11 protein-coding genes are annotated in these 20,165 nt (G+C 34.1%); 9 read left to right on the top strand and 2 right to left on the bottom strand.

Annotated elements, in window-relative coordinates; genetic code table 11:
- Positions 1 to 11 precede the first annotated feature (11 nt).
- From rplJ to AC061E_RS06880, 6 genes are all read left to right on the top strand, one after another.
- On the top strand, positions 12 to 524 hold the full coding sequence (gene rplJ, locus AC061E_RS06905) for a 50S ribosomal protein L10 (RefSeq protein ID WP_158728526.1): 513 nt from the start codon (positions 12 to 14) through the stop codon (positions 522 to 524).
- Positions 525 to 610: 86 nt separating this feature from the next.
- On the top strand, positions 611 to 979 hold the full coding sequence (gene rplL, locus AC061E_RS06900) for a 50S ribosomal protein L7/L12 (RefSeq protein ID WP_114754963.1): 369 nt from the start codon (positions 611 to 613) through the stop codon (positions 977 to 979).
- 274 nt (positions 980 to 1,253) lie between these two features.
- Complete coding sequence (gene rpoB / locus AC061E_RS06895) at positions 1,254 to 5,066, top strand: DNA-directed RNA polymerase subunit beta (RefSeq protein WP_144889109.1); 3,813 nt, start codon at positions 1,254 to 1,256, stop codon at positions 5,064 to 5,066.
- A gap of 302 nt (positions 5,067 to 5,368) precedes the next feature.
- A complete protein-coding gene (gene rpoC / locus AC061E_RS06890) occupies positions 5,369 to 9,682 on the top strand; it encodes a DNA-directed RNA polymerase subunit beta' (protein WP_478285580.1) in 4,314 nt (1,437 codons plus the stop codon).
- Positions 9,683 to 9,691: 9 nt separating this feature from the next.
- A complete protein-coding gene (locus tag AC061E_RS06885) occupies positions 9,692 to 10,003 on the top strand; it encodes a DUF3467 domain-containing protein (protein WP_144889107.1) in 312 nt (103 codons plus the stop codon).
- 261 nt (positions 10,004 to 10,264) lie between these two features.
- Complete coding sequence (locus AC061E_RS06880) at positions 10,265 to 10,618, top strand: hypothetical protein (RefSeq protein WP_478285579.1); 354 nt, start codon at positions 10,265 to 10,267, stop codon at positions 10,616 to 10,618.
- 72 nt (positions 10,619 to 10,690) lie between these two features.
- Here AC061E_RS06880 and AC061E_RS06875 read toward each other — a convergent pair whose 3' ends face one another.
- Together AC061E_RS06875 and AC061E_RS06870 are read right to left on the bottom strand one after the other, a co-directional pair.
- On the bottom strand, positions 10,691 to 12,280 hold the full coding sequence (locus tag AC061E_RS06875) for a peptide chain release factor 3 (protein WP_478285618.1): 1,590 nt from the start codon (positions 12,278 to 12,280) through the stop codon (positions 10,691 to 10,693).
- A gap of 139 nt (positions 12,281 to 12,419) precedes the next feature.
- A complete protein-coding gene (locus tag AC061E_RS06870) occupies positions 12,420 to 13,862 on the bottom strand; it encodes an alpha-amylase (protein WP_478285578.1) in 1,443 nt (480 codons plus the stop codon).
- 682 nt (positions 13,863 to 14,544) lie between these two features.
- Here AC061E_RS06870 and AC061E_RS06865 point away from each other — a divergent pair.
- The 3 genes from AC061E_RS06865 to AC061E_RS06855 all read left to right on the top strand — a co-directional run bounded on the left by AC061E_RS06865 (position 14,545) and on the right by AC061E_RS06855 (position 20,111).
- Positions 14,545 to 15,954 (top strand): peptidylprolyl isomerase, encoded by a 1,410-nt coding sequence (locus tag AC061E_RS06865; protein WP_478285577.1) that lies wholly within the window; start codon positions 14,545 to 14,547, stop codon positions 15,952 to 15,954.
- A 106-nt stretch (positions 15,955 to 16,060) separates the two neighbouring features.
- Positions 16,061 to 17,014: an AAA family ATPase gene (locus AC061E_RS06860; RefSeq protein WP_478285576.1), complete on the top strand. Its 954-nt coding sequence runs from the start codon at positions 16,061 to 16,063 to the stop codon at positions 17,012 to 17,014.
- 325 nt (positions 17,015 to 17,339) lie between these two features.
- Positions 17,340 to 20,111: a bifunctional aconitate hydratase 2/2-methylisocitrate dehydratase gene (locus tag AC061E_RS06855; RefSeq protein WP_478285575.1), complete on the top strand. Its 2,772-nt coding sequence runs from the start codon at positions 17,340 to 17,342 to the stop codon at positions 20,109 to 20,111.
- The last annotated feature ends 54 nt before the right edge of the window (positions 20,112 to 20,165 follow it).

Here is a 20,165-nt window from a genome sequence, read left to right as displayed (position 1 = left end):
TAACTTTTAGTATGACTAGAGAAGAAAAATCAATCGCGATTGAAAATTTAACTGCACAGTTAGCTGGTACAAATATTATATATGTATCTGATATTTCAGGACTTAACGCAGAAACTACTTCAAGTTTAAGAAGAGCTTGTTTTAAAGCAGGTATAAAATTAGAGGTTGTAAAAAACACGTTGCTTGCAAAAGCAATGGAAGCTTCTGATAATGATTATGGTGATTTACCTTCAGTATTGAGCGGTAATAGTGCTATCTTTATTTCAGACGTGGCTAATGCTCCTGGAAAAATCATTAAAGATTTTAGAAAAAAATCAGCTAAGCCTATTTTAAAAGGTGCTTACATTAACTCTGAAATTTATATTGGTGATGATCAATTAGATGCATTAGCAACTATCAAATCTAAAGAGGAACTTATTGGTGAAATCATTGGATTATTGCAATCACCTGCACAAAGAGTTATTTCGGCTTTACAAAACCAATTTGCTGGTAGCGAAGAAGTTTCTGAGGAAGTTGAAGCATAATAATTTTAGATTAAATCTAATTTTATTTGAATTACGCGCACAATAAATAATTATATTTTACAAATCATTTTAAAACGATAAAAAAAATGGCAGATTTGAAACAATTCGCAGAACAATTAGTTAACCTTACTGTTAAAGAAGTTAACGAATTAGCAACAATATTAAAAGATGAGTACGGAATCGAACCAGCTGCTGCAGCTGTAGTAGTTTCAGGTGGTGGTGAAGCTGCTGCTGAAGAAGTTCAAACAGAATTTACAGTTGTATTGAAAGAGGCTGGTGCTTCTAAATTAGCAGTTGTAAAATTAGTTAAAGAACTTACAGGTTTAGGTTTGAAAGAAGCTAAAGATGTAGTTGATAGCGCTCCAAGTAACGTTAAAGAAGGTGTAACTAAAGAAGAGGCTGAAGGTCTTAAAAAATCTTTAGAAGAAGCTGGAGCTGTTGTTGAGCTTAAATAATTAAACTCCGTTTAATGAATACGGTTTAGGTCATGGGTTTAATCACCTTTTGACCTAAACCATTTTTTCGTATAATTAAAATCTAGTGTTTTTTAGAGACTTATTTTATTTATCGAAATATATTTTACCCATTACGATGAAAAAAAATTAATAGATAATAAGAAAGTAGTTATCCTTAATTAGTTTTTAAAGATGTAATGACTGTAAAATAAGCATACAAATAGCTTGTTATTTGTATAATAAAATTACTTTTTAATCAAAATTTTGTTCATTGATGCTAACAAATCAGACTGAAAGATTGAATTTTGCCTCAACTAAAAACATTCCTGACTATCCAGATTTTCTAGATGTTCAGGTTAAATCGTTTAAAGATTTTTTTCAATTAGAAACTAAATCAGACGAAAGAGGTGACGAAGGGCTTTACAATACCTTCATGGAGAATTTTCCAATTACTGATACGAGAAATAATTTCGTATTAGAATTCCTTGATTACTTTGTAGACCCACCACGTTATACAATTCAAGAATGTATAGAAAGAGGTCTTACCTATAGTGTACCTTTAAAAGCTAGGTTAAAACTATATTGTACTGACCCAGAACACGAAGATTTTGAAACGATTGTTCAAGATGTTTATTTAGGAACAATTCCTTACATGACACCAAGTGGTACGTTTGTTATCAATGGTGCTGAGCGTGTAGTTGTATCTCAATTACATCGTTCACCGGGAGTATTCTTTGGTCAATCATTCCATGCAAATGGTACAAAATTGTATTCTGCGAGAGTAATTCCGTTTAAAGGTTCTTGGATTGAATTTTCTACAGATATCAATAGTGTAATGTATGCGTATATTGATAGAAAGAAAAAACTTCCTGTAACAACTTTATTCAGAGCTATTGGTTTTGAAAGAGATAAGGATATTCTTGAAATTTTTGATCTTGCTGAAGAAATTAAGGTTTCGAAAACAGGTCTTAAAAAATATATCGGTAGAAAATTAGCGGCACGTGTATTGAATACATGGCATGAGGATTTTGTTGATGAAGATACTGGTGAGGTAGTTTCTATCGAACGTAACGAAATAATCCTTGATAGAGATACAATTATCGATAAAGATAATGTAGAAGAAATCATCGATTCTAACGTTAAATCTATTTTGTTGCACAAAGAAGATGCGAATCAAGGTGATTATGCTATCATTCATAATACGTTACAAAAAGATCCAACGAACTCTGAAAAAGAGGCTGTTGAGCATATCTACAGACAATTACGTAACGCTGAACCGCCTGATGAGGAAACAGCTCGTGGTATCATTGATAAATTATTTTTCTCTGATCAACGTTATAACCTAGGTGAAGTAGGTCGTTATAGAATTAATAAAAAATTAGGTTTAGATACCCCAATGGAAAAGCAAGTCTTGACCAAAGAGGATATCATTACTATTGTTAAATATTTGATTGAATTAATCAACTCAAAAGCTGAGATTGATGATATTGATCACTTATCTAATCGTCGTGTAAGAACTGTTGGAGAGCAATTGTCTCAACAATTTGGTGTTGGTTTGGCTCGTATGGCTAGAACCATTCGTGAGAGAATGAACGTTAGAGATAACGAGGTGTTTACACCAATAGATTTGATTAATGCTAAAACATTATCATCTGTTATTAACTCTTTCTTTGGAACAAACCAGTTGTCTCAGTTTATGGATCAAACAAATCCACTTGCCGAGATTACGCACAAGAGAAGATTATCTGCACTAGGACCAGGTGGACTTTCAAGAGAGAGAGCTGGTTTTGAGGTACGTGACGTTCACTATACGCATTACGGACGTTTATGTCCAATTGAAACACCAGAGGGACCAAACATTGGTTTGATTTCATCTCTTGGTGTTTATGCTAAAGTAAACGGAATGGGTTTCATTGAAACACCTTACCGTAAAGTAACTAACGGAGTTGTAGATTTAGAGTCTACTCCAGTTTACTTAAGTGCCGAAGAAGAAGAAGGTATGTTAATTGCACAAGCAAACATTCAAATGGATGCTGCTGGTAAAATTACTGCTGAGGATGTTATTGCTCGTCAAGAAGGTGATTTCCCAGTAATTGAGCCTTCAAAAGTTGATTATACTGACGTTGCACCTAACCAGATTGCATCTATTTCTGCATCTTTGATTCCTTTCTTGGAACATGATGATGCGAACAGAGCCTTGATGGGATCTAACATGATGCGTCAGGCGGTTCCTTTGATTCGTCCTGAAGCTCCAATTGTAGGTACAGGTTTAGAGCGTCAAGTTGCTTCTGATTCTAGAGTATTGATAAATGCTGAAGGTGATGGAGTTATTGAGTACGTTGATGCTAATATAATCACTATCAAATACGATCGTTCTGAGGAAGAAAGAATGGTTAGTTTTGAACCAGATGAAAAAACATATAATCTAATTAAATTTAGAAAAACCAACCAAGGTACAAGTATCAACCTTAAACCAATCGTAAGAAAAGGGGATAGAGTTGTTGCTGGTCAAGTACTATCGGAAGGTTACGCAACTCAAAATGGAGAGTTAGCTCTTGGACGTAACTTGAAAGTGGCTTTTATGCCATGGAAAGGGTACAACTTTGAGGATGCGATTGTAATTTCTGAAAAAGTAGTTCGTGATGATATTTTTACCTCTATACACGTTGATGATTATTCATTAGAAGTTAGAGATACTAAATTAGGTAACGAAGAATTAACGAATGATATACCAAACGTTTCTGAAGAAGCTACTAAAGATTTAGATGAAAATGGTATGATTAGAATTGGAGCCGAGGTAAAACCTGGTGACATTCTTATCGGAAAAATTACTCCAAAAGGAGAATCAGATCCTACACCAGAAGAAAAATTGCTTCGTGCAATCTTCGGGGACAAAGCAGGTGATGTAAAAGATGCTTCTTTAAAAGCGTCTCCTTCTTTACATGGTGTTGTTTTAGACAAGAAATTGTTCGCAAGAGCAGTGAAAGATAAACGTAAACGTACACAAGACAAGGATGCTTTAGGAGCACTTGAAATGGAGTTTGAAGTGAAATTTGTTGAATTGAAAGACAAATTAGTTGAAAAACTTTTCTTGATCGTTAACGGAAAAACATCTCAAGGTGTAATGAATGATTTGGGTGAAGAAGTTTTACCAAAAGGTAAAAAATATACTCAAAAAATGCTTTATGCAGTAGAAGATTTTGCTCACTTAAGTAAAGGTCAATGGGTAGCTGATGATGCTACAAATACTATGGTTAATGATTTAATTCATAACTATAAAATTAAATTGAATGATTTACAAGGTGCGTTACGTAGAGAGAAATTCACAATTACTGTAGGTGATGAATTGCCAGCAGGAATTTTGAAATTAGCTAAAGTCTACATCGCTAAAAAACGTAAGTTAAAAGTGGGTGATAAAATGGCGGGTCGTCACGGTAACAAAGGTATTGTTGCACGTATCGTTCGTCATGAAGATATGCCTTTCCTTGAAGATGGAACACCAGTAGATATTGTATTGAATCCACTTGGGGTACCTTCTCGTATGAACATTGGTCAAATTTATGAAACTGTTCTTGGTTGGGCTGGAATGAACTTGGGTAGAAAATTTGCTACTCCAATTTTTGACGGTGCTTCACTAGATCAAATAAATGCTTTGACTGATGAGGCGGGTGTACCACGTTTTGGACATACGCATTTGTATGATGGAGGAACTGGAGAGCGTTTCCACCAAGCAGCAACTGTTGGAGTAATCTATATGTTAAAATTGGGTCACATGGTTGATGACAAGATGCACGCACGTTCTATCGGACCGTACTCTTTAATCACTCAACAACCACTTGGAGGTAAAGCACAATTTGGAGGTCAACGTTTTGGAGAGATGGAGGTTTGGGCACTTGAGGCTTATGGAGCTTCTAGTACACTACGAGAAATCTTGACTGTGAAATCTGATGATGTTATTGGTAGAGCTAAAACTTACGAAGCAATCGTTAAGGGTGAGTCTATGCCAGAACCAGGATTACCAGAATCATTCAATGTATTAATGCATGAATTGAAAGGTCTTGGACTTGATATTCGTTTAGAAGAATAAATAAATTTTGTCATCTGTAGAGATGTGATTAATCACATCTCTACTTTGGCATTTATATAAGTTTTTAGGATTTAGACCCGTAACCCGTTCCGATTTTTTATAAAAACTGTAAGAGTTTTATAATTAGCACTTCAAAATAAAAAGGTTTGAAGTTTAGAGAAGTAACCCGAGGTGCATTTTAGTCCAAAGTAATAAAGTCTTAAAGTTATATAGTCTACTGAGACTTTTGACATTTGACTTTTCAACTTTCGACTTAAATTAGAATCAATTTTTTAATTGCAAATAAATCAATAGTAAAAACTATGATGAATAATAGAAATAATAACAATAAAGATAAAAACCCTGTAAAAAGGTTTAATAAAATCTCAATCGGTCTTGCATCACCTGAATCTATCTTGAAAGAATCAAGAGGAGAGGTTTTAAAGCCGGAAACAATCAACTACAGAACGCACAAACCAGAGCGTGATGGATTATTTTGCGAAAGAATTTTCGGTCCTGTTAAGGATTTCGAATGTGCTTGTGGTAAATACAAAAGAATACGTTACAAAGGGATTATCTGTGACCGTTGTGGTGTAGAAGTAACTGAGAAAAAAGTACGTAGAGATAGAGTAGGTCACATCAATCTTGTGGTGCCAATTGCTCACATCTGGTATTTCCGTTCTTTACCAAACAAAATCGGTTATATCCTTGGTCTTCCATCTAAGAAATTAGATATGATTATTTACTACGAAAGATACGTAGTAATCCAAGCGGGTATTGCTAAAAATCCTGATGGAGAATCATTACAAAGATTAGATTTCTTAACCGAAGAAGAGTATTTGAATATTTTAGACACTCTTCCTGCAGACAACCAATATTTAGATGATTTTGATCCAAATAAATTTGTTGCCAAAATGGGAGCAGAGTGTATTATGGATTTGTTAGCAAGAATAGACCTTGATGCGTTGTCTTACCAATTGAGACACAGCGCTAACAATGAAACATCTAAACAACGTAAAACAGAAGCTTTAAAAAGATTACAAGTTGTGGAGTCTTTCCGTGAGTCTAACTTAAACCGCGAAAATCGTCCTGAGTGGATGATTATGAAAGTGGTACCAGTTATTCCACCAGAATTACGTCCGCTTGTGCCACTTGATGGAGGTCGTTTTGCAACTTCAGATTTAAATGATTTATACCGTCGTGTAATTATACGTAACAACCGTTTAAAAAGATTAATGGAGATTAAAGCTCCAGAAGTTATCTTGAGAAACGAGAAACGTATGTTGCAAGAATCTGTAGATTCATTATTTGACAACACGCGTAAAGCATCTGCCGTTAAAACAGAATCAAACAGACCTTTAAAATCATTATCTGATTCCCTTAAAGGAAAGCAAGGTCGTTTCCGTCAAAACTTATTGGGTAAACGTGTTGATTATTCTGCTCGTTCGGTAATTGTTGTTGGTCCTGAATTAAAACTATCTGAGTGTGGTATCCCAAAAGATATGGCAGCAGAATTGTACAAGCCTTTCGTAATCCGTAAATTGATTGAAAGAGGTATTGTAAAAACGGTTAAATCAGCTAAGAAAATAATAGATAAGAAAGAGCCTGTAGTTTGGGATATCCTTGAAAATGTAATTAAAGGTCACCCAATCTTGCTAAACCGTGCTCCTACTTTGCACAGACTAGGTATTCAAGCATTCCAACCAAAATTAATTGAAGGAAAAGCAATCCAATTGCACCCTTTAGTTTGTACGGCATTTAATGCGGATTTTGATGGGGATCAAATGGCGGTACACTTACCATTAGGACCAGAGGCTATCTTAGAAGCTCAGTTGTTAATGTTAGGTTCGCACAACATCTTGAACCCTGCAAATGGTGCTCCAATCACTGTACCATCTCAGGATATGGTCTTGGGTCTTTATTATATGACCAAAGAACGTTTGTCAACTCCTGAAATGAAAATTTTAGGTGAAGGTATTACTTTTTATTCTGCAGAAGAGGTAAATATCGCTTTGAATGAAGGTAGAGTAGAGTTGAATGCTCGTGTTAAAATTAGAGCAAAAGATTTTAACGAAGCAGGTGAATTAGTATACAAAGTGATTCAAACTACTGCTGGACGTGTATTGTTTAACGAAGTTGTTCCTGAAGCAGCTGGTTATATCAATGACGTATTGACAAAGAAAAACTTAAGAGATATTATTGGACACGTTTTAAGCTGTACAGATGTTCCTACAACTGCTGCTTTCTTGGACAATATGAAAGATATGGGATATAAATTTGCCTTCAAAGGTGGTTTATCATTCTCATTAGGAGATATTAGAATTCCAGATCAAAAGCCTCAGTTAATTGCTGATGCAAGAGAGCAAGTTCAAGGTATTTCTGCAAATTATAACATGGGTCTTATTACCAATAACGAACGTTACAACCAAGTTATTGATGTATGGACATCAGCAAATGCTCAATTAACAGAGCTAGCAATGAAAAACATTAGAGAAGATCAACAAGGATTTAACTCGGTGTATATGATGCTTGACTCTGGAGCGAGGGGTTCGAAAGAGCAAATTCGTCAGTTAACTGGTATGCGTGGTTTGATGGCTAAGCCTAAAAAATCTACTGCCGGTGGTGGTGAAATTATTGAAAACCCGATTCTTTCTAACTTTAAAGAAGGTCTTTCAATCTTAGAATACTTTATCTCTACTCACGGTGCTCGTAAAGGTCTTGCGGATACGGCTTTGAAAACGGCCGATGCTGGATACTTGACCCGTAGATTACATGATGTTTCTCAAGATGTTATTGTTAACATCGAAGATTGTGGTACTTTGAGAGGTGTTGAAGTTGCAGCTTTGAAAAAGAATGAAGAAATTGTAGAGTCATTAGGAGAAAGAATTTTAGGTCGTGTAGTTTTACAAGACTTAATAAATCCTTTAACTAGTGAAGTAATAATTCGTTCAGGTGAGCAAATTACCGAAGCGATTATGAAAGTTATAGATGCATCTCCTATTGAAAAAGTAGAAGTACGTTCTCCATTAACTTGTGAAGCTTTAAAAGGAATTTGTGCTAAGTGCTACGGTCGTAACCTAGCAACTGGTAAGATGACACAAAGAGGTGAAGCAGTTGGTGTAATTGCAGCACAATCTATTGGAGAACCAGGTACACAGTTAACATTACGTACTTTCCACGTTGGAGGGGTTGCGGGTGGAATTTCTGAAGAATCAAGCATCATCACTAAATTTGCCGGTAAACTTGAAATCGAAGATTTAAAAACTGTTAAAGGTGAAGATAGCGAAGGAAACTCAGTTGATATTGTTGTTTCTCGTTCTACTGAATTGAAATTAATTGACGAAAGAACAGGTATTTTATTAAGTACCAATAACATTCCTTACGGTTCTAGTATTTTTGTTGCAGATGGTCAATCTGTTGCAAAAGGGGATGTGATTTGTAAATGGGATCCATATAACGGAGTTATTGTTTCTGAGTTTACTGGTAAAATTGCTTACGAAGATTTAGAGCAAGGACAATCGTTCATGGTTGAGATCGATGAGCAAACTGGTTTCCAAGAAAAAGTAATTTCTGAGTCAAGAGCTAAAAAATTAATTCCAACATTATTGGTTTACGGTAAAGATGGAGAATTAATTCGTTCTTATAACTTACCAGTTGGAGCCCACTTGATGGTTGAAAACGGTGAGAAAATTAAAGCAGGTAAAGTATTGGTTAAAATTCCACGTCGTTCTTCTAAATCAGGAGATATTACTGGAGGTTTACCAAGAATTACAGAGTTGTTAGAAGCTCGTAATCCATCTAACCCAGCTGTAGTTTCTGAAATTGATGGTGTTGTTTCTTTTGGAAAAATCAAAAGAGGTAACCGTGAAATTGTTATCGAATCTAAATTTGGAGATGTTCGTAAATACTTAGTTAAATTATCAAGTCAAATTCTTGTTCAAGAAAATGACTTCGTAAGAGCAGGTGTGCCATTGTCTGATGGAGCAATTACTCCGGATGATATTTTAAGAATTCAAGGTCCAGCAGCTGTACAACAGTACTTGGTTAATGAAATTCAAGAAGTATACCGTTTACAAGGTGTAAAAATTAACGACAAACACTTCGAGGTTGTAATTCGTCAAATGATGCGTAAAGTAAGAGTACAAGATCCAGGTGATACTTTATTCTTAGAAGATCAATTGATTCATACTAAAGATTTCATCGTTCAAAACGATAAGTTATATGGTATGAAAGTTGTAGAAGATGCTGGAGATTCAGCTGTATTAAAAGAAGGACAAATCATTACGCCTCGTGAGTTGCGTGACGAAAACTCTTTATTGAAACGTACAGATAAAAATCTAGTTGTAGCTCGTGATGTGGTAACTGCTACTGCAACACCAGTATTACAAGGTATTACAAGAGCATCGTTACAGACTAAATCATTCATCTCTGCGGCATCGTTCCAAGAAACTACTAAAGTATTGAATGAAGCTGCAGTTGCAGGTAAAATTGATTACTTAGAAGGATTGAAAGAAAATGTAATTGTAGGTCATAGAATCCCAGCTGGTACAGGTATGAGAGAATACGATCACACAATTGTAGGTTCAAAAGATGATTACAATGATATGATGGCTAACAAAGAGGAGTACATTTATTAATACAAGGATATGAGCAATTCAAACCAACAACAAGATCAAATCAATATAGAACTTGATGAGGTAACTGCAGAAGGAATTTATTCTAATTTAGCAATTATCAATCATTCTTCTTCAGAATTTGTTTTAGATTTTGTTAGTATTATGCCTGGAATTCCTAAGGCTAAAGTGAAATCAAGAATTGTCTTGACACCACAGCATGCTAAAAGATTATTAAAGGCAATTGGAGAAAACATTCATCGATTTGAAATTGCCCATGGCGAAATCAAAGATACGGAACAGTTGCCGATTCCGCTCAACTTTGGCCCAGCCGGTCAAGCATAAATTTCTAAAGCTCCAGTATTTAACTGGAGCTTTTTTTTTTGATTGCTTTCGATAAATGGGATAGTGCTTTTTCTGTTAGCTTAGTGTTACTAAACTGAAAGAGATGTATTTAAACCGTTACTTTTTTGTTTTGAACATTAAATTTGTGCTTTAATCGACTATAATGGTGCTTCATCGAAATTTTTTTTTGCTACTTGATTAATGGTATACATTTGTTTCGAATTAGTATATATACTTCTATTAGAAATAAATGCATCTGTTATGAAATATTTTACATCTTTAGTTTGCGAAAAATTAGTGTTAAAAGGTTTCTTTTTTCTAGTTTTTTCATTGTGTTCTAATGTGGCTTTTTCGCAAGCCTCACAAACTATAGTTGATAATAATCCTATTGAAGTAGTTTCAGTTAAAAATGAAAATGTAACTAAAAGTAATGTTACAAATAATGTAAATTTTGTGCTTTGGTTTATGGGTTCTAAACAAGACACTAAATCAAATACGACTATAGAAGAAACAAATACAAAAAAACAAGTAATTACCTCAGGAACTGCTCCTAATAGAATTTTAATTAAGGCTTTCTTGAAAAAAGCAATTAATTCGGATGTTATGGTTGCTTAAGAACATAAATACAAAAAAAAACGCTAATTGAAAAATTAGCGTTTTTTTTTTGGGTTTTCATTTAGATGATAATTATTCAAATTCAGAAGTAAAAAATAATTTCACATTTGGATATTTACTTTGTGTCATTTGAATTGTAAAATCAGAGTCTGCTAGAAACACTAATTGACCGTATTTATCATGCGCCAAGAATTTTTGTTTGATTCTTCTAAACTCTTTAAACTCGTCACTTTTTAGATCATTTGGCTTTACCCAGCAAGCTTTGTGAACAGGGAAATTTTCATAAGTACATTTGGCTCCATATTCATGCTCCAAACGGTATTGAATTACCTCGTACTGCAACGCGCCCACTGTTCCAATGATTTTTCTGTTATTCATTTCTAGTGTAAACAATTGCGCTACTCCTTCATCCATTAACTGATCAATTCCTTTGTCTAGCTGTTTGGCTTTCATAGGATCAGCGTTATTGATGTATCTAAAGTGTTCTGGTGAAAAACTTGGGATTCCTTTAAAACTCATTAATTCCCCTTCGGTAAGTGTATCACCAATTTTAAAATTTCCTGTATCATGAAGGCCTACAATATCTCCAGGATAAGAGATGTCTACAATTTCTTTTTTCTCTGCAAAAAATGCGTTTGGACTTGAAAATTTTAAATTTTTCTTTTGGCGAACGTGATAATAGGGTTTGTTTCTTTCAAAAGTACCCGACACGATTTTAATAAAAGCGAGTCTGTCTCGGTGTTTAGGATCCATATTGGCATGGATTTTAAATACAAAACCAGACATTTTTTGTTCTTCTGGATCCACTAGCCTTGTTTCGGAGTCTTTTGGTCGAGGTGAAGGTGCAATTTCTACAAAGCAATCTAGTAGTTCTCTAACACCAAAATTGTTTAATGCTGAACCAAAGAAAACGGGTTGTAGTTTTCCGTCTAAATAATCTTGTCTGTCAAATTTTGGATACACTTCGTCAATTAACTCTAATTCTTCTCTAAGTTTATCGGCTGGTTTTTGACCAATTATTTTTTCAAGCTCAGGACTTTGTACATCTGAGAAAGCAATAGTTTCTTCGATGTTTTTTCTGCTATCTCCGCTAAACAAATTGATATTTTGTTCCCAAAGATTATAAATTCCTTGAAAGTCATATCCCATCCCAATAGGGAAACTCAAAGGTGTTACAGTAAGTCCAAGTTTTTGTTCAACTTCGTCCATTAAGTCGAATGCATCTTTTCCTTCTCTATCTAATTTATTGATAAATACAATAATTGGAATCTTACGCATTCTACAAACTGCTACTAATTTTTCAGTTTGTTCCTCTACACCTTTAGCTACGTCAATCACTACAATTACACTATCAACTGCTGTTAAAGTTCTAAAAGTGTCTTCGGCAAAATCCTTGTGTCCGGGAGTATCAAGTATGTTTATTTTCTTGTCTTGGTAATTGAATGCAAGTACAGATGTTGATACAGAAATTCCTCTCTGGCGTTCAATTTCCATAAAGTCACTCGTAGCACCTTTCTTTATTTTATTATTTTTTACGGCACCTGCTTCTTGAATTGCTCCTCCAAAAAGAAGTAATTTTTCAGTCAATGTCGTTTTTCCAGCATCAGGATGTGAGATAATCCCGAAAGTTCTTCTGCGTTGTATTTCTTCTAAAAAGCCCATATGTATATCAATAGTTTGCAAAAGTACTATTTATATACGCTATTTGAAAATTTGATCTCTTTAAAAGGTGTTTTCGTATTATGTAAACGATTCTAAATAAAAGAGGCTGCCTAAAAAAGGCAGCCTCAAAGAAAAATTATTACATGTTGATGGACCAAACAGAATATCCATTAGGTGGACATTGTATTTTTACCCATTTGTCAGCTTGTGTTGTTGGGAACCAGCCAGAGTTACCTGTAAAATCTTTTATTTGTGCATTAGACCAATTAGTTTGTATCCAACGCTCTTGCCAGGTTGAGGAGTTGTTGATGTAAACGACTAATCCTGGATTGCCATTATAGCCGTTTCTTCTTGCTATGTATTCATCATTATCTGTGTATAAAATAGAAGTGTTCCCGGTTGCTTTATTGTTATGAATCCATATTAGATTATTTAATTTGGCTTTGTTTAGCCATTCTTCATAATCACGGTAAAAAATTGTTGGATATCCTTCATGCGTTAAAATATAAGCATAAGCCAATTCCTTTTTCCAAATTTCATCAGTATCATGATTGGTGACAAATGTAACCGCTTTGTACGGATTTCTTTTCCACATCATATCATCATTCAAAACATTTAGATTATTTCCATCAAAAGCATCATTCATTTTATAATAGCAAGCAAAGTCGAACACAGAACTATTGGCGTTATTTGCCCAGTCATTAAGTAAATTTACATTAGAATCCCAAAGTTCACCTACAGAGAATCCGCCTACATTAGCATTCCAATCTTTAACAACCCAAGCACCAAAACCTTTTACGTAATCAAATCTCCAGCCGTCAAATTTCATCGTGTTTTTATAAAATTTACCTACACCATCAGCTCTTTTCCAAAGCCAATCTTGAACATTTGGAGTAACGTGAGCTAGGTCAGGAAATCCTCCAAAAAAACCTTCATCATTATTGCCGTAGGCATTTTTATAAAAATCAGCACTTGTTCGTTTAAACTTACCAGAGGCAACACCTGTAAAATTAGTGTATGTTTGTGTTCCTGTAAATGGATTGCTCTCTAGTTGCCCGCCACTATTGTGATTGAGAACCATATCTGCATACACTTGCATGTTTTCGGCATGAACCTTTGTTATTAAACTTTCTAGTTCGGTTTTAGAACCAAAACGCGTTTCAACAGTTCCGTTTTGATTAAAATTACCAAAATCAAAATAGTCAGTAGGGTCATATCCCATAGAGAATGGTCCATTTTGGGCTTTTGATACAGGAGGTAGCCAGATTGAGCCAATACCAGCGTTTGACCAAGCCGTAATTTTTGAATTTACAACATTCCACCACGTTCCGCCCGCTGGTACATCCCAGTAAAAGGCTTGCATCATGACACCTCCACCCGGATTTGCAACATATCTTCCAGAAGGGATGTTAGTTTGTTTCCCAGTGCTAAAAGGTTTTCCGTCATGTTTAGTAACTTGAATGATTTTAAACTGAGATGCTTGTTCTATGGCATCTTTTTGCAATTCGTCTGATGTGGAACAAGCGTTTAAACTTAAAAAAAGCGACGCGATGGCACAGGTTTTTAATACGTGTTTTTTCATAATAATTTTGGTTAATTTTTTTAGTTAGAATTGGGTTACTGTTATCATTCTTTGAGAAAGAAACTTATAGATTAAGAAAACTGTATTTATTATTTATATCTAAATTTTATGGTAATAAATAAGAGGTTTTTTAATTTTATTATGTTTTATTCTCTTAAATTGATAATAATAGCTAATTTAATTATTATTTAGAGCGATGATAATTCGTTAAATTTATATTCACTCCGAAAACGATGTAGTGTTTACAACTTTGCAGTTTAAAAGTTAAAAAATGAGAATTTTAAGATTTAATTGTAAGCAAGAATTTCGAAAATAAAGCAGAAAAAACATTTTCAATGATTTTATTTAGAGGATTTTTAAAGAATATAAAAGATATCGTGAGAGGGAATTTATGTCACAAGGTTTGAACTTTAATAAATTTCTTTAAAATATTAGAGATTACTTGCGCTATAATTTTTTGTTAATAGTAGTAGGTATACTTGTATAATGTAATTGAATTGTTATTTTTGTTCGTTTTTAAAATTTTAAGAGAACATCTTTTGTTTTTGTCATAGTAAATATTTTAATTTTAGAAAGTTACAATCTGATTAGAAACACAGTAAAATGGGTTTTATTGGATGTAATTATTTAAAAAAAAACATTACAAATATAAATTAAATTAATGCCAATAAATTCAATACCAATGAAGTCCAATAATAATAGAATTACACTTACTGTTTTGTTTTTAATGTTTATGAGTGTAGTTGTGAACGCACAAGAAATTATTAAGGATTCCGTAATTGCACCTGTAAAAAAAGTAAAATCAACTGGTAAGCAGAAAGTTGATGGTGTTGTGGCAACTGTTGGGGATTATATTATCTTAGACTCAGATATAGATAAAACGTATTTAGAGATACAAGCAGGTGGAGGTAATACGTCAGATTACGATCGTTGTCAAATGCTAGGGAAACTGTTAGAGGATAAGTTATATGCGCACCAAGCAGTTCAGGATAGTATTATTGTAACTGATGCTGAGGTAAAAGGAATGATGGAAGAACGATTGAATTACATGATAGACAAAATTGGGTCTATGGAAAAAGTGGTTCAATATTATAAAAAAGATTCTGAAGAAGAATTTAGAACTTATTTTGCTGATATCTTAAAGGAAGGAAAGCTAACATCAGAAATGCAAAAGAAGATTGTAGATGCTGTTGAAATAACTCCAGAAGAGGTAAGAAATTATTTTAAACAAATACCAGCGGCTGATTTGCCATTTTTTGGTGTAGAACTTGAAGTTGCACAAATTGTGGTTATGCCAAAAGTTTCTGCAGAAGACAAGCAAAAAGTCATTGACAAACTCAATGGGTTTAAAAAAGAAGTAGAAGAAGGTGCTAGTTTTTCAACAAAAGCAGTTTTATATACGCAAGATCCAGCTTCTAAGTCAACTGGAGGGTATTATAAAATGAATCGGTCAACTCCATTTGTAAAAGAGTTTAAAGAAGTGGCATTCAGTTTAGAAGAAGGAGAAGTGTCAGCTCCTTTCGAAACAATTTTTGGGTACCACATTATTCTAGTAGAAAAAATTAAAGGACAGGAGAGAGAGATTCGTCATATATTATTGTCTCCTACTGTAACAGAGCAGTCTTTGAAGGAAGCTAAAGAATTGATAACTTTAATTAAAAAAAGAATAGAGGATAAGGACATTACATTTGCAGAAGCTGCAAGAACTTTATCGGATGAAAAAGAAACTCGAGCAAATGGAGGTGTTTTAATCAATCCACAAACACAAGATACTCGTTTTGAGTTGACAAAAATGGATCCTACTTTTTACAGCCAAGTTTCTAATTTAAAAGAAAATGAGGTTTCTGCACCTATCTTAGATCAAAGTGAAGAAGGTAAAAAAAGTTATAAAATTATTACGGTAACCAATAGAATTGATGAACACACGGCAGATTATGCTAAGGATTACATCAAAATTAAAGATTTAGCGTTAAAGCAAAAACGAATTACTGAAATAGGAAAATGGTTTGATGAAAAAATCAAAGAGACCTACATCAAGATTCAGGGGGAATATAGAGATTGTAAATTCACGAACAATTGGTTAAAAAAATAGACTTATTTTTAGGGTTTAAAACTTAAAAAATTTCTGTAAATAAATAAAAAGAGTTAGTTTTATGCTTGCATAAACTAGCTCTTTTTTAATTTAAAAAAATATATACATGTCAGATGTTGCAGCAATACATAATTTGGTTCAAAAACGAAATGAACTAAAAAACGAAATCGCAAAAATTATTGTAGGACAAGATGCTGTTGTCGATCAAATATTACTTTGTATTTTTTCCGGAGGGCATGCATTATTAGTGGGCGTTCCTGGATTAGCAAAAACACTTATGGTAAACACTTTGGCGCAGGCCTTAGGTCTAGAGTTTAAAAGAATCCAGTTTACTCCAGATTTAATGCCATCAGATATTTTAGGAAGTGAAATTTTGGATGAAAGCAGACAATTCAAATTCATAAAAGGACCTATTTTTTCGAATATAGTTTTGGCTGATGAGATCAATAGAACACCTCCCAAAACGCAAGCAGCTTTACTTGAGGCTATGCAAGAAAGATCAGTTACTATTGCTGGGAATAATTACAAATTGAATTTGCCCTATTTTGTTTTGGCAACTCAAAACCCAATTGAGCAAGAAGGTACCTATCCTTTACCTGAAGCGCAACTGGATCGTTTTATGTTTGCTATAAAACTTGAATATCCAAGTTTTGAAGAGGAAGTACAAGTGGTAAAGCAAACTACATCTAATGAGAAAGTAGTTGTAAATTCACTTTTTACTGCACAAGAGATTATTGATTTTCAAGAATTGATTCGAAGAATTCCTGTTGCGGATAATGTTATAGAATATGCGGTGCGCTTGGTAAGTAAAACGCGTCCAGATAATTCCTTGTCAAATGAATTTGTAAAAAATTATTTAGATTGGGGAGCAGGACCTAGAGCCTCTCAAAATTTGATTTTGGCTGCCAAAGCCAATGCCGCTTTTAATGGAAAATTTTCTCCAGACATAGAAGATGTTCAAGCCGTGGCAACTGGAATTTTGAGACACCGAATTATTAAAAATTACAAAGCTGATGCCGAGGGAATAAGTGAAGAAATGATTATTGAAAAGCTATTATAACGTTGTAGTTAGCTTATTTAGAAAGGTTCTTTGTTGTAAAAGCAGCAAAGAACCTTTTTTTATTATGGTCTAAATTCAAGGATTGCTAAAAATGGCTTTTTTAAATACCAAATAAATAGAATTTTATTAAAATTTTGAATAATCTATGATAAAAGTGGTTTTTCATATAGTTTTAGCAATAATAATTTTTAAAAACGGGACTTCTATTAAATTTTTTTAAATCTCAGCTTTAATTCTTAAATTTGCTAAACAAAATAACATTTAATTCTTATGTCTCTATTTGCAATGAATTTTTAGCAAAATGGAACAGTAATATATCACACTTATGAGTATTTATAACGATTACATTAATGAAATTGAAGAGCGTAAAGTTCAAGGTCTTCACCCAAAACCAATTGATTCAGCAGAATTGCTAATCGAAATCGTAGCACAAATTAAAGATACAAATAACGCAAATAGAGCAGATTCTCTTAAGTTTTTTATCTACAATACCTTACCAGGAACTACAAGTGCTGCTACTGAAAAAGCAAAATTTTTAAAGGAAATTATTCTTGGTGAAGAAGTGGTAAATGAAATTACTCCTGCTTTTGCTTTTGAATTATTATCGCACATGAAAGGTGGTCCTTCAATTGAAGTGTTACTAGATTTAGCTTTGGGAAATAATATAGCAATTGCCAAAGAAGCTGCTAAAGTTCTTAAAACTCAAGTATATCTTTACGATGCCGATATGGATCGTTTAAAAGCTGCATTTGAAAGTAATAATGAAGTAGCTAGAGAAATTTTAGAAAGTTATGCTCAAGCAGAATTTTTCACAAAACTTCCAGAAGTAGCTGAAGAAATAAAAGTAGTAACGTTTATAGCAGGTGAAGGAGATATTTCTACAGATTTATTGTCACCAGGTAACCAAGCTCACTCACGTTCCGATCGTGAATTGCACGGTAAATGTATGATTACACCTCAAGCTCAAGATGAAATCAAAGCGTTGCAAGCACAACATCCAGACAAATCTGTAATGTTAATTGCTGAAAGAGGTACAATGGGTGTAGGTTCATCTCGTATGTCAGGTGTAAACAACGTAGCGCTTTGGACAGGTAAACAAGCAAGTCCATATGTGCCGTTCGTAAACTTTATGCCAATTGTTGCAGGAACAAACGGAATTTCTCCAATTTTCCTAACTACAGTTGATGTAACGGGTGGTATCGGTTTAGATTTAAAAAACTGGGTAAAAAAGACAGACGCTAACGGAGAAGTAGTTCGTAATGAAAGTGGTGATCCAGTTTTAGAAGAAACGTATTCTGTAGCAACAGGAACGGTTCTTACCATTAATACAAAATCAAAAAGGTTATATAACGGAGACCAAGAATTAATTGACATTTCTAAAGCTTTCACGCCTCAGAAAATGGAATTCATCAAAGCTGGTGGTTCTTATGCGATTGTTTTTGGTAAAAAAATTCAAACTTTTGCAGCTAAGACTTTAGGAATTGAAGCACCTCTAGTTTATGCGCCTTCAAAAGAGGTTTCAATTGAAGGACAAGGTCTTACTGCTGTTGAAAAAATCTTCAACAGAAATGCTGTAGGAACCATTTCTAAAAAAGCATTACACGCGGGTTCTGATGTTCGTGTTGAAGTAAATATCGTTGGTTCTCAAGATACAACGGGATTAATGACGGCTCAAGAATTAGAGTCTATGGCAGCAACAGTGATTTCACCAATAGTTGACGGTGCTTACCAATCAGGTTGTCATACTGCGTCAGTTTGGGATAAAAAAGCGCAAGCTAATATTCCAAAATTGATGAAATTCATGAACGATTTTGGTTTGATTACTGCTCGTGACCCAAAAGGTCAGTACCATGCAATGACTGACGTAATTCATAAGGTTCTTAACGATATTGTAATTGACGATTGGGCAATTATTATTGGTGGTGATTCACATACTCGTATGTCAAAAGGAGTAGCATTCGGTGCCGATTCGGGTACAGTTGCTTTAGCTCTTGCAACAGGAGAAGCTTCTATGCCTATACCTGAATCTGTAAAAGTAACTTTCAAAGGTCAAATGGCCAGTTATATGGATTTCCGTGATGTAGTTCATGCTACTCAAGCGCAAATGTTACAAAAATTTGGAGGAGAAAATGTTTTCCAAGGAAGAATTATTGAAGTGCATTTAGGAACTCTTACAGCCGATCAAGCCTTTACCTTTACAGATTGGACTGCTGAAATGAAAGCCAAAGCTTCGATTTGTATTTCAGAAGATGATACTTTAGTGGAATCTTTGGAAATTGCAAAAGGAAGAATCCAGATCATGATTGATAAAGGAATGGATAACAAAACGCAGGTTCTTCAAGGATTAATCAACAAAGCAAATAAGAGAATTGCTGAGATTAAATCAGGTGATAAACCAGCTTTAACTCCAGATGCCAATGCTAAATATTATGCAGAAGTGGAGGTAGATTTGGATGTGATTAACGAACCAATGATTGCTGATCCAGATGTAAACAACAAAGACGTTTCTAAAAGATATACTCACGATACCATTCGTCCACTTTCATTTTACGGAGGGGATAAAAAAGTAGATTTAGGGTTCATCGGTTCTTGTATGGTGCACAAAGGGGATATGAAAATATTAGCACAAATGCTTAAAAACGTGGAAGCACAAAATGGTAAAGTAGAATTTAAAGCACCATTAGTAGTAGCGCCACCAACCTATAACATCGTAGATGAGTTAAAAGCAGAAGGTGATTGGGAAGTTTTACAAAAATATTCTGGTTTTGAGTTTGATGATAACGCTCCCAAAGGTGCTGCACGTACTGAATATGAAAACATGTTGTATTTAGAGCGTCCAGGTTGTAACTTATGTATGGGGAACCAAGAAAAAGCTTCAAAAGGAGATACGGTTATGGCAACATCTACTCGTTTGTTCCAAGGTAGAGTAGTAGAAGATACAGCTGAGAAAAAAGGAGAATCATTACTTTCTTCTACGCCAGTAGTTGTCTTGTCAACCATCTTAGGAAGAACGCCAACTATTGAAGAATATAAAATAGCAGTTAAAGGTATCAATTTAACCAAGTTTGCTCCTTCAAATAAGCAATCCGTTTTATAAAGAGATACGTTAAATTTTTTGTAAAAAGCTCGAGTTTAGATACTCGAGCTTTTT

This window comes from Flavobacterium sp. GNP011 (assembly GCF_056428925.1).
This window is presented reverse-complemented; position numbering and strand designations above follow the sequence as displayed.